The 18,808-nt window shown below is 77.8% G+C and carries 19 protein-coding genes; 4 read left to right on the forward strand and 15 right to left on the reverse strand.

Features of this window, described 5'->3' with window-relative positions; all coding sequences use genetic code 11:
- Positions 1–7: 7 nt before the first annotated feature.
- The 12 genes from ANAEK_RS13720 to ANAEK_RS13775 all read right to left on the reverse strand — a co-directional run bounded on the left by ANAEK_RS13720 (position 8) and on the right by ANAEK_RS13775 (position 12,541).
- Positions 8–1,186, reverse strand: coding sequence for a glycosyltransferase (locus ANAEK_RS13720; protein ID WP_012526732.1), 1,179 nt, complete (start codon positions 1,184–1,186; stop codon positions 8–10).
- A gap of 80 nt (positions 1,187–1,266) precedes the next feature.
- Positions 1,267–2,469, reverse strand: coding sequence for a polysaccharide deacetylase family protein (locus tag ANAEK_RS13725; protein ID WP_012526733.1), 1,203 nt, complete (start codon positions 2,467–2,469; stop codon positions 1,267–1,269).
- 18 nt (positions 2,470–2,487) lie between these two features.
- On the reverse strand, positions 2,488–3,669 hold the full coding sequence (locus ANAEK_RS13730; RefSeq protein ID WP_012526734.1) for a GNAT family N-acetyltransferase: 1,182 nt from the start codon (positions 3,667–3,669) through the stop codon (positions 2,488–2,490).
- A complete protein-coding gene (locus ANAEK_RS13735; protein ID WP_012526735.1) occupies positions 3,666–4,856 on the reverse strand; it encodes a DegT/DnrJ/EryC1/StrS family aminotransferase in 1,191 nt (396 codons plus the stop codon). Before ANAEK_RS13735 ends, ANAEK_RS13730 begins: the two co-directional genes overlap by 4 nt.
- Positions 4,847–5,977, reverse strand: a complete 1,131-nt coding sequence (locus ANAEK_RS13740) for a GNAT family N-acetyltransferase (protein ID WP_012526736.1) — start codon at positions 5,975–5,977, stop codon at positions 4,847–4,849. The genes ANAEK_RS13735 and ANAEK_RS13740 overlap by 10 nt, the downstream gene beginning before the upstream one ends.
- Before the next feature lie 15 nt (positions 5,978–5,992).
- Positions 5,993–7,003, reverse strand: coding sequence for a gluconeogenesis factor YvcK family protein (gene yvcK / locus ANAEK_RS13745; RefSeq protein ID WP_012526737.1), 1,011 nt, complete (start codon positions 7,001–7,003; stop codon positions 5,993–5,995).
- Positions 7,000–8,391 carry an exopolysaccharide biosynthesis polyprenyl glycosylphosphotransferase gene (locus ANAEK_RS13750; RefSeq protein ID WP_012526738.1) on the reverse strand — a complete coding sequence of 464 codons (1,392 nt, stop codon included), beginning with the start codon at positions 8,389–8,391 and terminating at the stop codon, positions 7,000–7,002. Before ANAEK_RS13750 ends, yvcK begins: the two co-directional genes overlap by 4 nt.
- A 64-nt stretch (positions 8,392–8,455) precedes the next feature.
- Positions 8,456–8,641, reverse strand: a complete 186-nt coding sequence (locus tag ANAEK_RS23355) for a hypothetical protein (protein WP_012526739.1) — start codon at positions 8,639–8,641, stop codon at positions 8,456–8,458.
- Positions 8,638–9,390, reverse strand: a complete 753-nt coding sequence (locus tag ANAEK_RS13760) for a CpsD/CapB family tyrosine-protein kinase (RefSeq protein WP_012526740.1) — start codon at positions 9,388–9,390, stop codon at positions 8,638–8,640. The genes ANAEK_RS23355 and ANAEK_RS13760 overlap by 4 nt, the downstream gene beginning before the upstream one ends.
- 23 nt (positions 9,391–9,413) lie before the next feature.
- The gene (locus ANAEK_RS13765) at positions 9,414–10,784 is read right to left on the reverse strand and encodes a Wzz/FepE/Etk N-terminal domain-containing protein (RefSeq protein WP_012526741.1); all 1,371 of its coding nucleotides are present in this window, start codon (positions 10,782–10,784) and stop codon (positions 9,414–9,416) included.
- 13 nt (positions 10,785–10,797) lie between these two features.
- Positions 10,798–11,922: a hypothetical protein gene (locus ANAEK_RS13770; RefSeq protein ID WP_012526742.1), complete on the reverse strand. Its 1,125-nt coding sequence runs from the start codon at positions 11,920–11,922 to the stop codon at positions 10,798–10,800.
- A 40-nt stretch (positions 11,923–11,962) separates the two neighbouring features.
- The gene (locus ANAEK_RS13775; RefSeq protein WP_012526743.1) at positions 11,963–12,541 is read right to left on the reverse strand and encodes a polysaccharide biosynthesis/export family protein; all 579 of its coding nucleotides are present in this window, start codon (positions 12,539–12,541) and stop codon (positions 11,963–11,965) included.
- 292 nt (positions 12,542–12,833) lie between these two features.
- Between ANAEK_RS13775 and ANAEK_RS13780 the strand changes: the two genes are divergently transcribed.
- Positions 12,834–13,025 carry a hypothetical protein gene (locus ANAEK_RS13780; RefSeq protein WP_012526744.1) on the forward strand — a complete coding sequence of 64 codons (192 nt, stop codon included), beginning with the start codon at positions 12,834–12,836 and terminating at the stop codon, positions 13,023–13,025.
- Positions 13,026–13,083: 58 nt separating this feature from the next.
- On the opposite strand, the gene ANAEK_RS13785 is transcribed toward ANAEK_RS13780, so the two are convergent.
- Complete coding sequence (locus ANAEK_RS13785; RefSeq protein WP_012526745.1) at positions 13,084–14,511, reverse strand: sigma-54 dependent transcriptional regulator; 1,428 nt, start codon at positions 14,509–14,511, stop codon at positions 13,084–13,086.
- Between the two features lie 134 nt (positions 14,512–14,645).
- On the opposite strand from ANAEK_RS13785, the gene ANAEK_RS13790 reads away from it, so the two are divergent.
- Both ANAEK_RS13790 and ANAEK_RS13795 read left to right on the forward strand, forming a co-directional pair.
- Positions 14,646–14,903 carry a hypothetical protein gene (locus ANAEK_RS13790; RefSeq protein ID WP_041454072.1) on the forward strand — a complete coding sequence of 86 codons (258 nt, stop codon included), beginning with the start codon at positions 14,646–14,648 and terminating at the stop codon, positions 14,901–14,903.
- 79 nt (positions 14,904–14,982) lie between these two features.
- Positions 14,983–15,375 carry a rhodanese-like domain-containing protein gene (locus ANAEK_RS13795; protein ID WP_012526747.1) on the forward strand — a complete coding sequence of 131 codons (393 nt, stop codon included), beginning with the start codon at positions 14,983–14,985 and terminating at the stop codon, positions 15,373–15,375.
- A 6-nt stretch (positions 15,376–15,381) separates the two neighbouring features.
- On the opposite strand, the gene ANAEK_RS13800 is transcribed toward ANAEK_RS13795, so the two are convergent.
- Positions 15,382–17,220, reverse strand: a complete 1,839-nt coding sequence (locus ANAEK_RS13800) for a SpoIID/LytB domain-containing protein (RefSeq protein WP_012526748.1) — start codon at positions 17,218–17,220, stop codon at positions 15,382–15,384.
- A 59-nt stretch (positions 17,221–17,279) separates the two neighbouring features.
- Positions 17,280–18,203: an aminotransferase class IV gene (locus ANAEK_RS13805; protein ID WP_012526749.1), complete on the reverse strand. Its 924-nt coding sequence runs from the start codon at positions 18,201–18,203 to the stop codon at positions 17,280–17,282.
- A gap of 135 nt (positions 18,204–18,338) precedes the next feature.
- On the opposite strand from ANAEK_RS13805, the gene ANAEK_RS13810 reads away from it, so the two are divergent.
- Positions 18,339–18,743: a hypothetical protein gene (locus ANAEK_RS13810; protein WP_012526750.1), complete on the forward strand. Its 405-nt coding sequence runs from the start codon at positions 18,339–18,341 to the stop codon at positions 18,741–18,743.
- The last annotated feature ends 65 nt before the right edge of the window (positions 18,744–18,808 follow it).

Genomic DNA, 18,808 nt, shown 5'->3' on the forward strand with positions numbered 1-18,808 from the left:
CAGCCCCCTAGCCCGGCACGGCCTGGATGCGCGCGGGCACCGCGCCGCGCTCGGCCGCCTCGACGTGCGCCCTCAGCTCGTCCACCTTCGCCTCCCAGCCCTCGGCGCGGACCAGCGCCGAGCGCGCCGGGTCCGGCCCGCCCGCGCGCAGCGCGCGGCCCACCGCGGCCACGAACTCCTCCGGCGTGCGGGTCACGGTGCAGCCGGGCACCTGGCGCAGCTCCGGCAGGTCGGTGCAGACGTTGGGCAGCCCCGCCGCCACGTACTCCCGCGCCTTGAGCGGGTTCGCCGCGAGCGCCAGCTCGTTGCGCCGGAACGGGGTGATGGCGACGTCGAAGCCGCGGCACCACGCCGGCAGCTCCTGGTAGGGCCGGCGGCCGAGGAGGTGGACGTTGCGGGCGCCGTCCAGCGCGGCGGTGGAGGTGATCACCTTGCCGAGCAGCACCACCGACGCCTGCGGGTACGCGTCGGCCACCTGGCGCACCAGCGGCAGGTCGATCCAGTCCGCCACCAGCCCGAAGAACCCGATCACCGGCCGCGGCAGCGCGGCGAGCGGCGCGGGCACCTCGAGCGCCGGGTCGAGCGCGCGGGCGAAGTGCGCGTGGTCCACGCCGTGGCGCACCAGCACCGCCCGCGGGTTCACGAGGCGCTTCGCCGCCAGCAGCCGCTCCGACGACGCGATCACCAGGTCGGCGCGCCGGAGCAGCCGCGCCTCGAGCTCGGCCACGTGGGCGCTCGCGTCGCTGAACGCCGAGAACTCGTCCACCACGTGGTAGACCACCAGCGCCTCGCCGAGCGTGCCGGCCACCGCGGCGGCGCTGGGCAGGAAGCTCCAGGAGATGGGCCGGCCGAAGCCCAGCCGCTGCATGGCCGTCCTGACCTGGAGGCGCAGCAGCGCGCGGTTCAGGCGGCGCACCGCGCCGAGGCCGTAGGCCGGGACGTACAGCGGCGCGAGCACGTGCAGGTTGCGCTCCGGCTCGGTGAGCCCGCGGGCCGCGTCGCGCAGCTTCTTCCAGATGCGCGCGGCGTCGGCGGCGCTGGCGCGCGGGGCGCGGTTGCCGAGCGAGTTGACCCACAGCACCCGGTTGTCCCGGGCCAGGATCCGCATGATGTGCGTCTTGGAGAGCGGATCGCCGTCCCAGTCGTTCGAGAAGCAGACGATGTCCCTGCCCTGGAGCGCGGCCACGGAGACAAGCTGGGTCCGCGGGGCCCCCGGCGGCGAGCATTTGAACGGGGCGGCGCCCCGCGCGACCCCGGCGGCGCGAGTCATCCGGCCGCGGCGCGCGAGCGGCGCGGACCGGGCGGGCGGCCGGGCGGCCGGGCGCGCTCCTCCTCGGCGTCGGCCAGCGCGCGCCACTCGCCCGGCACGGGGCGCACCAGCCCGAGCGCGGTGAACACGCCCTCGAGGTTGCAGGTGGCCAGCGCGGGGCTGTAGCCGGCCGGGCCGAGCGTGGTGTTCTCCCAGACCATCTTGCGGCGGAGCGCGAGCGGGTCGCCGCCGCGCACGTTCTCCGCGTCCTCCGTGGTGACCGCCACCTGGAACCCGAGGTCGGCCACCAGCCGCCGCACCGCCGGCGTGTGGTAGCCGTTCGGGTACGCGAACGCGCGCGGCGGCCGCCCCAGCCGCTCCGCCAGCGCATCCCGGCACCCGGCGATCTCGCGGCGCGCGCGGCCGGGCGGCAGGTGCGGCAGCACCGCGTGGGTCACCGTGTGGCCGCCCACCTCCACCCCGCCCGCCTGGAGCGCGCGGACCTCGTCCCAGTCGAGCAGCCGCGTCCCCGCCGGCAGGTCGGGATCGGAGAGGCCGACGCGCGCGGCGAGCGCGTCCGCCACCTCGAGCAGGCGGGGCTGCGGCAGGCGCGCGATGAGCCGGTCCAGCGTGGCGGCCGGCCCGGCGCGCGCGCACGCGTCCAGCAGCGCCTGCGCGCCGCGCGGCAGCCCGGCCCGCTCCGGTGGGATCCCGCGCGCCGTCAGCTCGGCGAGCGCCGCGTAGATCCGGTCGTGCGGGAGCCGCCGCGCCGTGCCCACCAGGCCGGTGACGACGAACGCGGTCGCCGGCGCGCCGAGCGCGCGCAGGATGGGCAGCGCCACCCCGTGGACGTCGGCGTAGCCGTCGTCGAACGTGACGGTGACGACGTCGCGGGCGCGCGCCGTCCCGGGCGGCTCGGCCAGGATCCGCCGCGCGTCGGCCAGGCTGACGAGGTCGCGGGTCCGCCCGAGCTGCTCGAGCTGGCGGCGGAGCGTGCCGGCGGAGACGAGCAGCGAGGCGAGCCCCTCGCGCGCGCTGGCCCGGTAGTCGTGCGTGACCCGGTGGTACGAGACCACCAGCACCCGCGCGCCCCCCGCCTGCCGGCGGCGCAGCGTCCCCACCGCGCGGTGCGCGCCTGCCGCGCGCAGCGCGCCCGCCACCGCGACCTTCAGGGCGCGGCGGACGATCCAGCGCGGGCTCCCGTCGGCTCGCTCGGGCATCGCGCTCCCCGGGGACGCCTACGGCGCCGCCCCCGCGTTCACCTCGCGCGCGCGGCGCGCCCGCTGCAGGGCGCCCCAGAGCCGCTCCGGCGCCACGCGCCGCGCCAGGCGGCGCGCGGCCCGGTACGCCTCCTCGGCCGCGGCGGCGGTCCCCGCCCGCAGCGAGGGCGCGCGCAGGCGCACCGCGCAGGTCTCGCGACGGTCGGCCGCCCAGTCCAGCTTGTACGGCTCCTCGCCGCGCAGGAAGTCGTAGTCGGCGAGGCCGCGCGCGTACGCGTCCTCCACCGTGCGCCCGACCAGCACCATGCCCGGGCTGCGCGCCGACCAGCGCGGATCGTAGCCGGACTGATAGTAGAGGAAGCGCCGCCCGGCCTCGAGGCCGTAGACCGCGGCGATGGCCTCGCCGTCCACGAGCAGCCGGTACAGGCGCAGCCACCCGCGCGCGGCCAGCAGCGGCGCCACCTCGAGGTGGAACGCCTCCGGGGCGCCGGGGGGGATGCCGTAGGAGCCGCCCTCCCCGGCCCAGCGGAGCCGGTGCAGGCGCAGGAAGTCGGCCATGGCGGCGGCCGCCTCCTCCGGGCGCGTGGCGACCTCGATCCGGAAGCCCGGCTGCCGCGCCAGCCAGCGCGCGCGCCGGCCGAACGTCTCGCGCCGCCGGATGCCGCGCAGGTGCGCCTCCCAGCTCCCCGCCACCGCGAACCCGGGGCAGGCGAAGCGCCGCTCCACCCGCGCCCGCACGCCGCGCGCCGCCGCGGCGGCCCGGAGCGCCGCGACCGTGGGCGAGCCGCAGGGGAGGTCCTCGAGCTCGAGCGCGTCCCAGCCTTCCAGCTCGAGCGCGGCGGCCGCGATCGCCGCCCGCACGGCCGACGCCTCGGCGGGACGCGCCAGCACGTCGAGCCCGTCGGCGCCGGTGATCCCGTTGCCGAGCAGCTGCCACCGGCGCGCGCCGAGCCCCGGCCGGCCGCACAGCACCAGCAGGCCGGCCAGCGCGCCGCTCGCGTCGCGCGCCTCGAGGATCCGGAGCGGCCGCCGCGCCCCGAAGTGCCGCCGCCAGGTCGCGAGCCACTCCCAGGACAGGAACGGGCTCGGCACGCCGGCCTGATCGAGCAGCGCCGACCACTCGGGCCGCAGCGCGTCGAGCCGCGCCGGGGCCGTCGAGCACCGGACCTCCAGGGGCGACGACCGCGCGGGCGCCGTCACTCGAGCGCCTCGCGGACGCAGGCCGCCAGGTAGGCCATGTCCTCCGGCTGGAGGTCCTGGTGGACCGGCAGCTCCAGCACGCGCCGGCGCAGCGCCGCCACCTCCGGGAACGCCTCGGGCGGGCAGAGCGGGTGGCCGGTGCGCCAGAAGTCCACCGTCTCGATGCCGCGCGCGGCCAGGCGCGAGCGCACCGCCGCCTTGTCGTCGCAGGGCAGCGGGTAGAACAGCGGCGCGGCGCCCGCGGGCACCTCGGTGAACGGCGGCGGCGCGAGCTCGCGGAGGCGCCCCAGCAGCAGGAAGTAGTTCCGGCGCCGCGCGTCCACGATGGCGCGCGCGTCCAGGCGCCGGGCGATGGCGGCGGAGAGCCCGCTCATCCCCAGCCCCACCGCGCCCGGGTCGAACGTGCTCGTGCCGGTGGAGACGGGGCGGAGCCGGCCGGACGTGCCGCGCGCCGCGCGAACCACGCCGCGCGCGGCGGCCCGGAGCGCCACCCCGGTCTCCCCGAGCCGGAACGCCGCGTTCGCGAGCAGCGCGCCGGCCGCGTGCGACAGCGTCGAGGCGAGCGGCGCGGCCTCGGGCTCGGGCAGCTCGGCGGCGATGCCCGGCGCGTTCACCACCAGGGCCCCGCCGTTCGGCACCGGGAGCGCCTTGTAGAAGCAGAAGATCGAGAGGTCGCCGGTGGATCCGAGCGGGCGCGTCCCCTCCGCGGACAGGAGCGAGAGCGCGCAGTCCTCGATGACCGGCAGCCCCGCCCGCCGCGCCAGCGTCCGGATCTCGTCCATGGGCTGCGGGAACCCGGCGTAGTGGATGACGTAGATCGCGCCGGTGCGCGGCCCCCGGCGCGCCTCCAGGTCCTCGAGATCGAGCCGCATGCGGCCGTCCACGCGCACGAACACCGGGATGGCGCCGGCGGCGGCGAGGGCCGAGATCTCCACGCCGTGGTGGTACGCGGGCACCAGCACCTCGCGCCCCGCCAGCCCGAGCAGCCGCACCGCGTGGAACACCGCGTTCCGCGCGAAGTAGAAGGGCACCATGCGCGGGGCGCCGAACGGGAAGGGCGGCGGCCGGTCGGCCGCCAGCGGCGAGAGCATCCCCGGCCAGAGCGTGGGCAGCGCCGGGATGTAGCGCCGCCGCGCGGGTCCGGCCGCCGTCCCGCCCCGCAGCGCCATCGCTCGGCTCACCGCCACCACGAGAGGGCCTCCTTCACCGCCGGGCGCACCCGGTGCTTCAACGTGTGCATGGCCCGGCCGGCGATCGACGGTCGGTACACGTAGAGCCAGTCATGGGGCCTGTGCCGGGGCTCCCAGTCGCGCTTCCAGGGCATGTCCGGCCCGAGGAAGTCCAGCTCGGCCAGGCCCTGCGCCTCGCACTCCGCCACCACCTCGCGGTGGAGGAGCTGGCCGGGCGACACCTGCGCGAGCGACTCGTCGTAGGCGATCTTGGGCAGCGCGTAGACGCCGCGGTGCACCAGCCCGAGCTGGGCCGCCACCGCGCGGCCGTCGAGGGTGAGCGCGCGGATCGCGAGCGCCCCGCGGCGGGCCGCGTCCCCGGCCACCCGGCGGTAGAACGCCACCGTGCGCGGGTCGGCGGCGATGGCGGTGCCGCGCGCGCCCTTCCACCCGGCGGCCTCCAGCGCGAACAGCTCGCGCAGCGCGCCCTGCAGGTCGCCGCGGCCGTCCTCGCGCCGCACCGCCACCGCGCCCATCTCGCCCAGCCGCCGCGCGCGGCGCCGCAGGTTGGCGCGGAACTTCGACGAGGTGCGCGCCTCCGCGCCCTCCCCGCCCAGCGCGATCCACGGCGTGCGCAGCGACTCCCAGCGCCCGGTGAGGTGGCCGTCCGCGCGCGCGAGCGGCTCGAGCAGCGTCGAGGTCGGGCCGTCGCGCGGCAGGTCTCGGAGCAGGAGCGCGTCCCAGCGCAGCCGGTCGCGCAGGTGGCCCCACAGCGCCGCCGCCGCGCCGGAGGCGTCCGGGCCGAGCGCCCACTCCACGCGGCAGGAGTGGTCGTTCGCGGGCGCCACCAGCCAGATCGCGCCGCTGCGCCGCTCCTCGAGGAGCGGCGCGAAGCCGGCCGCGCCGCCGCGCGGATCCCGCGCCACCAGCACCCGGAGCCGCGCGCGCGGCGCGAACGCGTCCAGCCAGGCGGCGAGCCACTCGTGGCGCACGTACGGGAGGTCCACCGGGCCGCGCGCGAGCAGCGCGTTCCACTCGGCCTCGAGCGCGTCGAACGCGGCGCGCCCCTCCAGCGCCTCGACGCGATACGGGAGGCGGCGGGGCGCGGGCGCGACGGGGAGCGTGGCGGTGCCGGGCATGGGGTCGGGGGTCCTCTAGCGGGCGCGCGCGAGCGCGAGCAGCGCTCCGGCGAGCTTCTGGGGATCGTGGCGGCCGGGCTCGGAGGCCGAGGCGAGGTCCGCCGCCACCGGCACCGCCCCGAGCGCCTCGAGCGCGGCGCGGTCCACCTCCACCGGCCGGGCGTTGCGGGCCTCGAGCGCCGCGCGGTGGGCCGCCGGCTGCGGCCCGCGGTGCACCAGCGCCACGTCCACCACCTCGCCCGCCTGACGCTGCACCGCCCGCAGGTGCGCGGCCGCGTCCAGCCCGTCGGTCTCGCCCGGCTCGGTCACCAGGTTCACGCAGAGGACGCGCGTGGCGGCGGTGGCGCGGAGCGCCTCGGCCACGCCGTCGGGGAGCAGGCTCGCGAGCACGCTCGAGTACAGGCTGCCGGGCCCGAGCACCACCAGGTCGGCCTCGAGGATGGCCTCGAGCGCCTCGCGCGGCGCCGGGGCCGGTCGCGCCAGCCGGACCCCGGCCACCCGCCCGCCCGCGGCGGCGATGGCCGACTCCCCCAGCACCTCGCGCCCGTCGTCCAGCGAGGCGATCAGCTCCACCGGGCCGTCCGCCGCCGGCACCACCCGGCCCCGGGCGCCCAGCATCGCCGCGGCGGCCTCCACAGCCCGGGCGAAGTCGCCGTGCTGCTGCGCCAGCGCGGTGAGGACCACGTTGCCGACGGTGTGGCCGGCCAGGGCGCCGGCGCCGTCGAAGCGGTGCTGGAACAGCGCCGCGAGCGGGCTGAGGCCGCCGGCCAGCGCCACCAGGCAGCGGCGCACGTCGCCGGTGGCGGGGACCCCGTAGCGGCGCCGCAGCTCGCCCGAGCTCCCGCCGTCGTCGGCGGTGGTCACGAGCGCGGTCACCGCCAGCCGGCGGCCGTCCTCGTCCACGCCCCCGGCCAGCCCGGCCAGGACCCGCGGCAGCCCGGTGCCGCCGCCCGCCGCCACCACGCGCAGCGGCCGCGCCGCCGGCACCGCCGCGAGGCGGTCCACCGTGTCCTCGAGCACCCTCATCGCGCCCCCCGTCCCAGCAGCACCACCTTCGCCGTGGCGAGCAGGCACACCAGGTCGAGGAACAGGGTGGTGTTCTTGATGTAGTACAGGTCGTACTCGAGCTTCTTCGCCTGCTCCTCCATGGTCGAGCCGTAGCCGTAGCGGAGCTGCGCCCAGCCCGTCAGCCCGGGCTTCACCAGCTCGCGCAGCGCGAACAGCGGCCACCGCGCCTTCAGCTCGGACAGGAACACGGCGCGCTCCGGCCGCGGGCCGACCAGGCTCATCTGCCCGCCGAGCACGTTCCAGAGCTGCGGGAGCTCGTCCAGCCGGGCGCGCCGCAGGAAGCGTCCCACCGGCAGGACGCGCGGATCGTCGTCGGTCGCCCAGGCGGCGCCGAGCTTCTCGGCGTCGCGGCGCATGGTGCGGAACTTCCAGATGCGGTACGCGCGGCCCCCGCGGCCGGTGCGCTCCTGCGAGTACAGCACCGGCCGGCCGTCGGAGAGCCAGATCGCGGCGGCCACCGCGGCCATCACCGGCGCGCCGATCAGCAGGCCCACCGCGGACACGCCCAGGTCGAGCGCCCGCTTCACGGTGCGGGTCAGGCGCGAGACCCGGAAGCCCTCGTCGAAGATGAGCGCGCTGGGGCGCACCAGCGCCAGCGGGATGCGCTGCAGCGTGGCCTCCGCGAAGCCCACGTCGTCCACCACCCGCAGGCCGCGGGTGCGCAGCGCCAGCAGCGCGTCCACCGGCAGCCCCTCGCGCCGGTCCTCCATGGCCACCACCACCACCTGCGCCCGCGCCTGACGGACCACCTCCAGCACCGCCCCCTGCCGCAGCGCCTCCGGCGGCACCACCGCCGGCGCGCGGCTGCCCTCCGGCACCACGAACCCGGCCACCGCCCACAGGCCGTCCGCCTCGCGCTCCACCGCCCGGGCCAGGTCGCGCGCACGCGGCCCTGCCCCCAGGAACAGCACGCGGGTGGGCGCCCCCACCACCGCCGGCATCAGCGCGCGGGCGCCGATGACGCCGAGCGCGCCGCCCGCCGCGGCGAGCACCACCGAGCGGTGCAGCATCCAGCCCGGGAGCACGAGGTGGAGCGAGAGGTCGGCGACCGCCAGCGCGATGGTCGCGACGCCGAGCGCCCGGAGCAGCCGCCGCCCGTCGGCGCGATCGCGCACCGCCGCGTGCAGGTCGTAGAGATCGCCGAGGTAGAGCGCGCCCGCGAAGAACAGCGAGGCGAGGCCGGCGCGCAGCACGGCCGGCGCGATCGGCGCGGTGGCGCCGGTGGCCTGCGCCGCGACCGGCCCCAGCGACGCGCCCGCGAGCAGCGCCAGCACGAGGACGGTCTCCTCCGCGAAGAAGTAGAACGCCTTCCGCGGCGAGAACCAGTGATTGAAGACCCGGACCACCCACCCTCCCCCCGACCGCCCCCGCGGCCCCACGGAAAGCTGGGATCTGCCGGCGTTCCGCACATCACCCGCGAGAAGCCCTCCTCATCGCCGCTGCGCCCCGGTGCGACGACCGCCGCCGCGCGAGCAGGCGCGCGACGGCCACGGCGGCGACCGCCAGCGCGACCGCGAGCGCGAAGCCGCCCGCGAACGCCGGGCCGGCGCCGCCCCCCACCTCGCGATCCACCCCGACCAGCGCGGCGGCGGTCACAGCGGCTCTGCGCGCCGGACCTCGGGCACGGGCACGGGCGGCGGCGCGACCGCGGACGCGTCCCCGTAGATCCAGCGCCCGTGCGCCACCGCGCCGGCGTCCACCGCGTTCAGCACCACGCCGGCGGCGCGCTCGCCCAGCGCGTCGAGCGCGAGCCGCACCACCTGGCGCGGCGTGGCCCCCGAGCGCACCACCAGCAGGGCCGCGTCGGCCGCCTGCACCAGGCGGTCGCCGTCCGCGCCGGCCAGCGCCGGCGGCGCGTCGAGGATGACGTGCTCGTAGGCGGCGCGGAGCTGCTCCATGATCGCGACGGCGCGCGGGCTCCGCAGCGCCTGGGCCGGATCCCGCGGATCGCCGGCGCACAGCACCGCCAGCGGCCCGACCCGCACCACCGCCTGCGCCAGCTCGGCGGCGCCCTCCAGGACCTCGGCCAGCCCGGCCCGCGGCGCCAGCCCGAACCGCGCCGCCAGCACCGGCCGGCGCAGGTCGGCCTCGACCAGCACCGTCGCGCGCCCCTCCTGCGCGGCGGTGAGCGCCAGGTTGGCGGCGGTGGTGGTCCGCCCCTCGCCGCGCCCGGCGGAGGTGATCGCCAGCACGCGCAGCGGCCGGCGCGCGGCCAGGCGGAGCAGGCGCTGGTACAGGACGCGGTACTGCTCGGCGGCCGCCGAGGCCGGCGCGTCGAGCGCGACCAGGCGGCTCTCCGGCGCGAGGGTCGGGAAGGCGGCGTTCAGCGTCTCGGCGGGGATCATGGCGTTCGCTCCGGGTGAGGGGTTCACGACGCGTGGCTGCGGGGACCGATGCGCGGGATGGCGGCGAGGACCGGCACCCCCAGCGCGGCGGCGTCCTCCGGACCGCGCATGGAGCCGTCGAGCCACTCCGCCAGGCCGGCCGCGGCCAGGCCGGCCGCGACGCTGGCGAGCAGCGCCAGCAGCAGCATCCGCCCGCGATCCGGCGCCGACGGGCGCGTCGGCGCGAGCGCCGGCTCGATGACGCGGAACAGCGCCTGGCCGTCGGCGGCGAGCAGCTGCTCGGCGGCGGCGGCGTCGGCGCGCCGGGAGACCGTCGAGACGTACTTCGCCCGCAGCACCTCGTAGTCGCGCGAGCGCGCCGCCAGCTCCTGCCCCCAGCGCGGCGCGGCCTCGACCCGCTTCTGGTACGAGGCCAGCTCGGCCTGCAGCCCGGTCAGCGCCTGCTGGTGCTCCGAGACCTCCTCGTCGAGGCGGGCCAGCTGCTCCGCGACGCGGCCCTTGCGGTAGCCCTCGACCTCCTCGTCGCGCCGCCCCTTCGCCTCGTTCAGCTCGCGCCGCGCGCGGCGCACGTCGGGGTGCTCCGGCCCGTAGGCCGCCTCGGCCGCCTGCACCCGCCGCTGCGCGGCGTCGAGCGCGGCCTCGCTCATGCCGGGCGCGCTCGGGCCCTCCGGGATCGACGCCAGCACCGTGTTGCGCCGGCGCCGGGCGTCGGCGATCGCGGACAGGTGCATCTCCACCAGCGCCTGGGCCCGCGCGGCGGCGCGCGCGTTCGTGTCGATCATCTCCGGCAGCTCGGCGGCGTGCTCCAGCTTGAAGCCGAGGATCTTGCGCTCGTGGTCGGCGAGCGCCTTCGACATCTCGGTCGTCTGCGCGTCGAGCGTCTCGCGCAGCGCGCGCGCCTGGCTGGCCAGCACCTCGCGGGTCATCTGCTCGTAGAAGCGCGGGAGCAGCTCCGCCGCCGCCTTCACCTTGCGTGCATCGGCGCCCCGCACCTCCACCACGAACAGCAGCGCGGGCGGGCCGCCGGGCACCTCGCCCTCGAGCCGGACCTCGACCTGCCGCCGCAGCTTCTCGACCGCCTGGTCGAGGTCGCCGCGCAGGTCCGGGAAGAAGTCGGTCTCCTTCACGACCTTCTCCAGGACCGGCCGCGCCAGGATGCCGTGCTTGATCGTCCGCATCCGGTCCTCGAAGGGCGCGACGCCCTGGGCCGGGAAGAAGTCCACCGGGAGCCGCCGCGGCTCGATCTGCACGGTGGAGGACGCCGTGTACTCGGCCGGCGTGAGCAGCGCGAGCGCCGCCCCGGTGGCGAGCACGATGACCGACACCACCAGCGCGATCACCTTCCGCCGCCGGAGCGCCGCGAACAGGTCGTGAATCGTGTAGGTCCGCTCCATGTCCCGTATCCCCTCACCGCGCCGGCAGCGTCCACCCGAGCCGGATGCCCACGGTGGTCCTCCGGAGGTCCGCCGACGGATCGTCGATCCGCGCGAAGTGCGTCACGCCGAGGGCGACGCGGACCCCGCCCCCCACCATCATCCCGGCCTCACCGGCCGCCGCGTACCCGAGCGTCGAGTTCCTCCCGCTCGGGACCTCGCCGGAGTGCCAGATCCCACCGTCGCCTCGCACGTCGAAGCGCAGACCGAACCTGCGCACCACGCCGACCTCCGCCGAGTCCACCAGGCCGGGGCGCGCGGTGGAGCCGATCCCCAGGCCGTGCGCGACGGCCACGCGCAGGTCCATCTCGCGCCGCGCCAGCCGGAGCTCCGCCCCCGCCTCGGGCACCAGCGCCTGGTCGCGGTTGCCGATCCACATGGCGGGCCCCGCGTACCCGTCCACCTCCAGCATGCGGGTGATCCGGTACCGGGCCCTGGCGCGGAGCCCCTGCGACCACGCCAGCGAGTCGCCGGTCGGGTCGAAGCCCTGGAACACGCCCGCCGCGTACGCCGCGCCCACCGCGAGCCGCTCGCTCGCGTGCCACAGCGCCTCCGCGCCGGGGGCGTGCATCGCGCCGCCGCTCCGGTCGGAGAAGACCACCGTCCGCTCCGTCGCGGTCACCGCCAGCTCGAGCCGTCGCGAGGCGTCCCACTCGGCGCGTCCGCGCCCCTGCACGGTCCAGGCGGAGCGCTGGCCCGTGCGGAAGATGCCCATCTGCGCCAGGCCGACCGGGTCGAACGCGTAGCCGCCGCGCGCCGACGCGGTGACCCGCGTCCGCTGCGTGGGGGCCGCGTCCAGATCGAGCGCGCCGCGGTGGTTCCAGATCCCGTGCGACGCGAGGCGCTCGTAGACCAGCCAGTCCCCGCCGTACGTCGCGGTGAGCTTGAAGAGGTGGTCGAGGAGCCGGAAGCCCACGTCGGGCGAGATCCGCCCCGTGCGATCGCCGCCCTGCCCGAGGTAGAGCGCGTTCGTGTCGTAGCCGCCCTCCAGGGAGAGACGGGCGATCGGCTCCGCCACCGTCACCGCCGCCACCCGCGCGGCCGGCGCCAGGAGCGCGGCCCACAGCACCGCGATCCCGAGCCCGCGCCTCGCACCCATCGCCCGTCCTCGCCCGCGCTCGGCCGGAGACCGCGCCGCCCTACGGCACGTACAGGACGTCGCCGCCCTTGAGCCAGAGCGCACCCGCCGCCTCCCCCTTCACCAGATCGTCGAAGGACAGCCGCACGCGATCCGCGCCGCCGTCCGGCTTCTGCCGGAGCCACACCACCTCGTCGCCGCCGTAGGGCGTGCGGCCCCCCGCCAGCGCGATGGCCTGGACCACCGACACAGGGCCGCGCAGCGGGAACCCGCCCGGCCGCGCCACCTCGCCCAGCACGAACACGCGGGACGCGTTGATCTCGCGCACCAGCACGGCCACCGCCGGGTCCTTGATGTACGTCCCGAGCGCCTTGCTGAGGCCGGTCTGGAGCTCCGCGGGCGTCTTCCCCGCCGCCTCCACCTCGCCGGCGAGCGGGAGCGAGATGCGCCCGTCGGGGCGCACCGGCACCACGCGGGTCAGCTCCGGCTCGTGCCACACCACCACCTCGAGCACGTCCTCGCGCCCGATGCGGTACTCGCCCGCGTCGGGGCGCGTGCCGGCCCGTTCGGATGCGCTCTTCCCCGCGCACGCCGCAGACAGGAGCAGGACCGCCGTCATCGCCACGTTGCCACGCGCCATTCCGTTCCCCCGGTGCGGCTCTCCGCCAATCGGACGCGCTCGCACCGAGCACGGCGCATGCCATGCGCCCCGGCGCGGCACCGGCCGCCCGGGGAAACGCCGCTCGGCGGGCGGTCCGGGCCTGGCCGCGCGGCCGGGCGCACGGCGTCGCGGAACCGCGCGGGCGGCGCAGGCGAATGTTTTTCCTCGCGCGCGGAACCGGCGTGCCCGCGTTGCCGCGCGCGCCTGGGCGCCCGAACGTTCGGGAGGACGCGGCGGCGGCGGTTGGCCAGCGCGCGCCGGAAGGGGACCGATGCTGAGGGCGGCGGCGTGGACGATCGGCCTGTTCGGGGCCGGGATGATCATCTGCAGGCTGTTCCCGCTGCCCTGGATCGAGCCGGCGGTGCTGCTCGGGCTGGGCTTCGGGTTCCTGGCGGTGAGCGCGCGGACGGGGCCTCGGCCGCGGCGTGCCCGCACCATCGCGACCAAGGAGGCGGCCGCATAGCGCCGCCAGGGGAGGACGCGCCGCGGCGCCCGCGCGCCGCGCGCCTCCGGCGCCGGGGTCAGGCCTCGTCGACGGTCGCGGCGTCGCGCGGATCCACGATCCCGCAGTCCTTGATCTTGTAGAGCAGCGCCTTGTAGCTCACCTGCAGCCGCTTCGCGGCCTTGCGCTTGTTCCAGCCGGTGCGCATGAGCGCGCGCAGGATGGCCTCGCGCTCGGCGATCCGCGCCGCGCGGCGCGCCACGTCCTTCAGCGGCGCGTCCTCCGGGAGCGCCGCGTGGAGCGCGGGGGCGCCCGGCCGCACGTGGTTCGCGGCCACGTTCACCGGCGCCGGTCCGGGCGCGGCGCGGGGCGCGCCCAGCTCGCCGAGCACCATGGCCGGGTCGCGCAGCACCACCAGCCGGCGCACCAGGTTCTCCAGCTCGCGGACATTCCCGGGCCAGTCGTACGCGTGGAAGCGCTCCATCACCTCCGGCGGCACCTCCTCCAGCCCGCCCTGGTAGCGCTCGCGGTACTTGCGCACGAAGTGCCGGACCAGCGGCCCGATCTCCTCCTTGCGCTCGCGCAGCGGCGGCACGCGGACGGTGACCACGTTCAGCCGGTAGAACAGGTCCTCGCGGAAGCTGCCCTGCCGGATGGCCAGCTCGAGGTTCCGGTTGGTCGCGACCACCACGCGCGCGTCCACCCGCACCGGCCGCTTGCCGCCCACCCGGTAGAACTCCTCGTCCTGGAGGACCTGGAGCAGCTTGGCCTGCAGGCGCGGATCCATCTCGCCGATCTCGTCGAGGAAGATGGTGCCCTGGTGCGCCAGCTCGAACTTGCCCGGCTTCTCCGCGTGCGCGCCGGTGAACGCGCCCTTCTCGTGGCCGAACAGCTCGCTCTCGAGCAGCTCGCCCGGCAGCGCGGCGCAGTTGATCTTCACGAACGGCCGCGCGGCGCGCCGGCTCTCCGCGTGGATGCGCCGGGCGATGACGTCCTTGCCCACGCCGCTCTCGCCCACCAGCAGCACCGGCACGTCGGTGTCGGCGATCCGCTCGACCAGCTCGCGGACGCGGTCCATCGCGCCGGAGAGCAGCGGCAGCGTGCCGGGATCCGGCGCGGTCTCGGAGCGCGCCCGCGCGCGCCCGTCGAGCGCGCGGCGCAGCACCAGCTCCAGCTCCGCGGGATCGAACGGCTTCGGCAGGTAGTCGGTCGCGCCGAGCTTCATGGCGCGCACCACGTCCTCGGTCTGCGACAGCGCCGAGAGCACGATGACCGGGAGCGCCGGATCCCGCTCGCGCACCCGGCGCAGCACCTCGAAGCCGTCCGGCTCGGGCATCACCAGATCCAGCAGCACCGCCCCCGCCGGCGCGCTGCCCAGCTCGGCCAGCGCCTCGTTGCCGCCGCGGGCGGCGCGCACGCGGTAGCCGGCCGCGCCGAGGAACTCGCACAGGGGTGCCCGGGCCTCGTCGTCGTCCTCGATGACGAGCACGGTGCAGTCGGTGTCCATCCGGTTTCCGTTCCAGGGCGGCGGAGTGCCGCCGAGGAGAAGCTGGCGCCACCTCCGACGGCCGGCACCGGCCCGATCGCGGCGGCGGGCGAGCGAGCGTGCGCGCGCGCGCCTTCCGTGCGATACCTCTCGCCGTGCGACTGTCGCGATCGCGAGTCCTGCTGCGCGCCGCGCTGCTCCTCGTGGGCGGGGCGTTCATGCTGGTGCGGGCGTGGCAGGCGTGGGACGGGGCCCGCACGCCGGGCGGCGATCCGGTGCTGCTCCAGCGCATCGCGCTGGTGGAGGCCCTGGTGGGCGTGCTCGCGCTGGTGGCGGCGGGCATCGCGCTGCTGTCGGTGCGCCGTCGCCGCCGCACCCACACGCTCCGCCTCGACGACCTCGATCGGCGCTGAGCCCCTCCCGTGGCGCGGCGAACCTCCGCGCCCCCGACGCGGCTCTCGCCATCCGGCCACGCCTTCCCGGAGTCCACCCATGTCGCCATCCCGCCTCGCCCTCGTCGCCGTCGTCGTCCTTCAGGCCCTGGTCGCCTGCAGCCGCGCGCCCGCCGGCCCGCCCGCCGCCCCGGTGGTGGACGGCCCCACCGCGAAGGCGCTGGTGGACGCGGGCGCCCGGCTCGTGGACGTGCGCACGCCGCAGGAGTTCGCGGCGGGCCACGCGCCCGGCGCGATCAACGTCCCCTACGACGAGATCGCGCGCCGCGCGCCCGGCGAGCTCCCGGATCGCGACGCGACCCTCGTGCTCTACTGCCGGTCCGGCCGCCGGAGCGCCATCGCGGCGAAGGCGCTGCGCGAGCTGGGCTACACGCGGCTGCACGACCTGCAGCGCGCCGACGCGTGGCCGGGGCCGCTCGAGCCCACCCGGTAGCTCCACTCAGTAGATGGACGAGACCTCGGCGCCCGAGTAGTAGGCGCGGAGGATCTCGCGGTGGTCCTGCCCGGCCTCCGCGCGCCCCACCGCGCCCCACTGGCACATCCCGGCGCCGTGGCCCCAGCCGCCCCCGCGGAGCGCCAGCGCGCCGCCCGGCTCCGGCTCGATCAGGAACATCGCCGACGGGAGCCCGCCGAGCAGCCGGCGGATGCGCAGCTCGCCGCGGACCTCGGCCCGGCCCGCCGCGCCCGTCACCTCCAGCTCCCGCGCGCGCCCGGACACCCCGCGCGCCGTCACGCGCAGCGCGGTCGCCGGGCCGATCCCGAGCTCGGCGCCCACCCGCGCCAGCGCCGCCGCGTCCAGGCGGCGCGTCCAGCGGAAGCGGCTGCGGCTCGCGCCCGCGGCCCGCGCGCAGTAGGCCTCGGAGCCCGCCACCAGGAACCGGCGCAGCAGCGCGTCCGTGCCCAGGCCCACCGGCCAGCGCGCCGCCGCGGCGGGCGGGAGGTCGGGCCGCCCGCGCAGGCTCGGATCCGGCGTCCCGTCCCACACCGCGTCGTTGTGCTCGCCGTGGCCGCCGCACATCGCCGAGTAGACCGCGTTCACCAGCGTGCGGTCGGCGCGACCGAACAGCGCCTCGCCGCGCGTCGCGAGCACCGCCGCGTCGGTGCGGCCGGTGCGGGCCGCGTCGCCGCGGTACGCCTGGCAGTGCACCTCGGCGCAGAGCATGAACGGGTCCGTCAGGTGGCGCGTGCCGATCTGCGCGAGCACGTTGGAGCGGGCGGTCACCGCCTGCGCCTCCAGCGCCGCGCGCGGCGACGACGCCGGCATCTCGCTGGGCACCAGTCCCCGCAGCAGCTCCTCGAGCGGCACGCCGTGCACCGCCGCGAGCGCGCCGGCGGCGTCGAGCGTCAGGTAGAGCCGGCCGCGGTAGGTGCGGTCCTCGCGGGCCCGCCCGCCGCGCCCGTGCTCGTGCTCGACGCCCTCCACCAGGAAGCCCGCCTCGCCCTCCACGGCGAGCGTGAGCGCGGCGTCCGCCTCGCCCAGCGGCGCCCCGCCCTCGCCGAGCAGCTCGAGCCGCCCCGCCGGGCGGCCCACCAGCGTCGCGTGCAGCGTGGCCCGTGCGCCGTGCGCGGCCCGGAGCGTCTCCACGGTCGCGCGCGCCCCCGCCTCCGTCCCGTCGCCGTCCACCAGCAGCAGCGCGCGGCGGTTGTCCACCACCCGCCCGGCGATGCCGTACACCGCGCCCACCACCCGCGGCTCGGCGCGGACGCCGCGCACGCGCCAGGCCCGCGCCTCCGCCTCGAGCCGGGCGCGATCTGCGAGCGGCGCCTCCTCGAGCAGGGCCCGCCAGGCCAGCACCGCCGGGACGGCCTCTCGCGCGCGCACCCGCAGGCGCGTGCCGGCCTCCACGCGGAGCTCGCGTCCGCCGCGCAGGAGCACGCGCGCCGGCGCGAGCGGGCGGAACGCGATCTCGCGCTGGCCCTCCATGAGCCGGATGGTGACGAGCGGCTCGCCACCGGGCGCGAACTCCAGCCGGTGCCCCCAGAGCAGGTCCAGCGGGTCGGCGAGGTCGGCGGCCGGCGGCGGCGCGAGCAGCGCGGCGTCGGGCGGCGGTAGGGGGAGCGGGAGCGGCGTGGCCGGCTCCGGTGCGGCGACGGGCGTCGACGCGACCGGCGTCGAGGCGGCGGCCTCCGCGGCCGGGAGCGCGGGCGCGGCCGGCCCCGGCGGCGGGATCGCGGGCGGCTCCGCCGGCGCGGCGGGCTCGGGGACGGCTCCCGGCGCCGTCGGGGCCGCCTCCGCGGCGAGCGCGACGGCGAGGAGCACGGCGAGGAGTCGGCCCATGAGCGGGTCAGCTTACGACGAGGCGGGCGCCGCGCGCGATCCCCTCGGCGGCGGGACGTTCACGGCGGGCCGAGGCCCGGCGGCCCGCCCGCGAGCCGGCGGAAGGCCCGGTGCAGCCGCTCGGTGACCGCGCCGGGCCGCCCGGTCCCGACCGGCCGCGAGCCCACCCGCACCACCGGCAGGATCTCGCGCATCGTCGAGGTGAGGAACGCCTCGTCCGCCGACTCCAGCGCCTCCACGCGGAGCGGCGCCTCCTCGACGGGCACGCCCGTCTCGCGCGCGAGCCGGAGCACCACGCCGCGCGTCACCCCCTCCAGGATCCCGGCCGCCAGCGGCGGCGTCCGGAGGCGCCCGCCGACGACGGCGAACACGTTGGAGGACGAGCCCTCGGTGACCATCCCCGCGTCGTCGAGCAGGAGCGCCTCGTGCGCGCCCACGGCGCGCGCCTCGCGCACCGCGAGCACGTGCGAGAGGTGCGCGCCGGTCTTCGCCGCCGGGTCCACCGCGGCGGGCGAGGCCCGGCGCACGCTCGCGATCGCCACCGGCACGCCCTCGGCGTACGCGCGCGCCGGCGGCGCCGCGAGCGGCGCGACGATGACCACGGCCTGCGGGTCCACCGCGAGCGCGGGGTCGAGCCCGATCTCACCCGCGCCGCGGGTCATCACCACGCGCACGTACCACTCGCCCGCGTTCCACGGCGCGGCGTCGGCGGGCGCGGGTGGCGCGCCCAGCGACTGCGCGGCCTCCAGGGTGCGCGCGATCTCGCGCGCGGTGCGCGGCCCGTCCCATCGCGGCGCGAGCCCGGTGCGCTCCGCCGAGCGCGCCAGCCGCGCGAGGTGCGCGTCGAGCTCGAACGGCCGTCCACCGTACGTGCGCACCACCTCGTACACGCTGTCGCCGTACAGGAAGCCGCGGTCGAGCACCGAGACCTTCGCGTCCGCCGGCGCGACCAGCGCGCCGTCCAGGTTCACCAGCGTCGCCATGCCCTCACCATACCGCCCCGTCCCGCCCCGCGCGGCCGACGCGCCGCGTCCGGGTCGCGGACGCACCGTGAAAAGCCCGCGTGATCGTGGACGTTTTCTTGACCGCCCGGGCGGGGATGATATCTCCCGACATCGATGGAAACCGCGGTCGAGTGCACGCACTGCAAGGTGGTGATGACGAGCTGGTCGGCCCCTGGGAGCCCGATCCGCTACTACCAGTGCCCGTTCTGCGCGCGGACCCACTCCTCGCTGTACGGCGAGGTGTTCCAGCGCCGCGCCGGCGCGCGCCTGGTCGGCGCCCCGGTGGCGAGCGCCGAGCGCGGCGGCATCCCCATGGCGAGCCCGGAGGACGTGCGCTGGGCGCGCGTGAAGGCCACCGCCGCCCGCTGGTTCGCGCGGCTCGAGGCCGAGCAGCGCCCGACGGCGCCGGCCGCGGCGTTCCCCCGGCGCGCCCGGACCGCGGGTCCCTCCGACGACGTGCCCGAGGCGGATCCCGCCGACGTGGTCGAGGTCGGAACGCGGCGGCACGGGCGGGCCTGAGCGACCCCGGGGATTTCCCCGGTCTCCACGCGCAGTCCACCCGCGCGCTCGGTGCAGGAACACTG

The organism is Anaeromyxobacter sp. K (genome assembly GCF_000020805.1).
GTDB classification, from domain to species: domain Bacteria; phylum Myxococcota; class Myxococcia; order Myxococcales; family Anaeromyxobacteraceae; genus Anaeromyxobacter; species Anaeromyxobacter dehalogenans.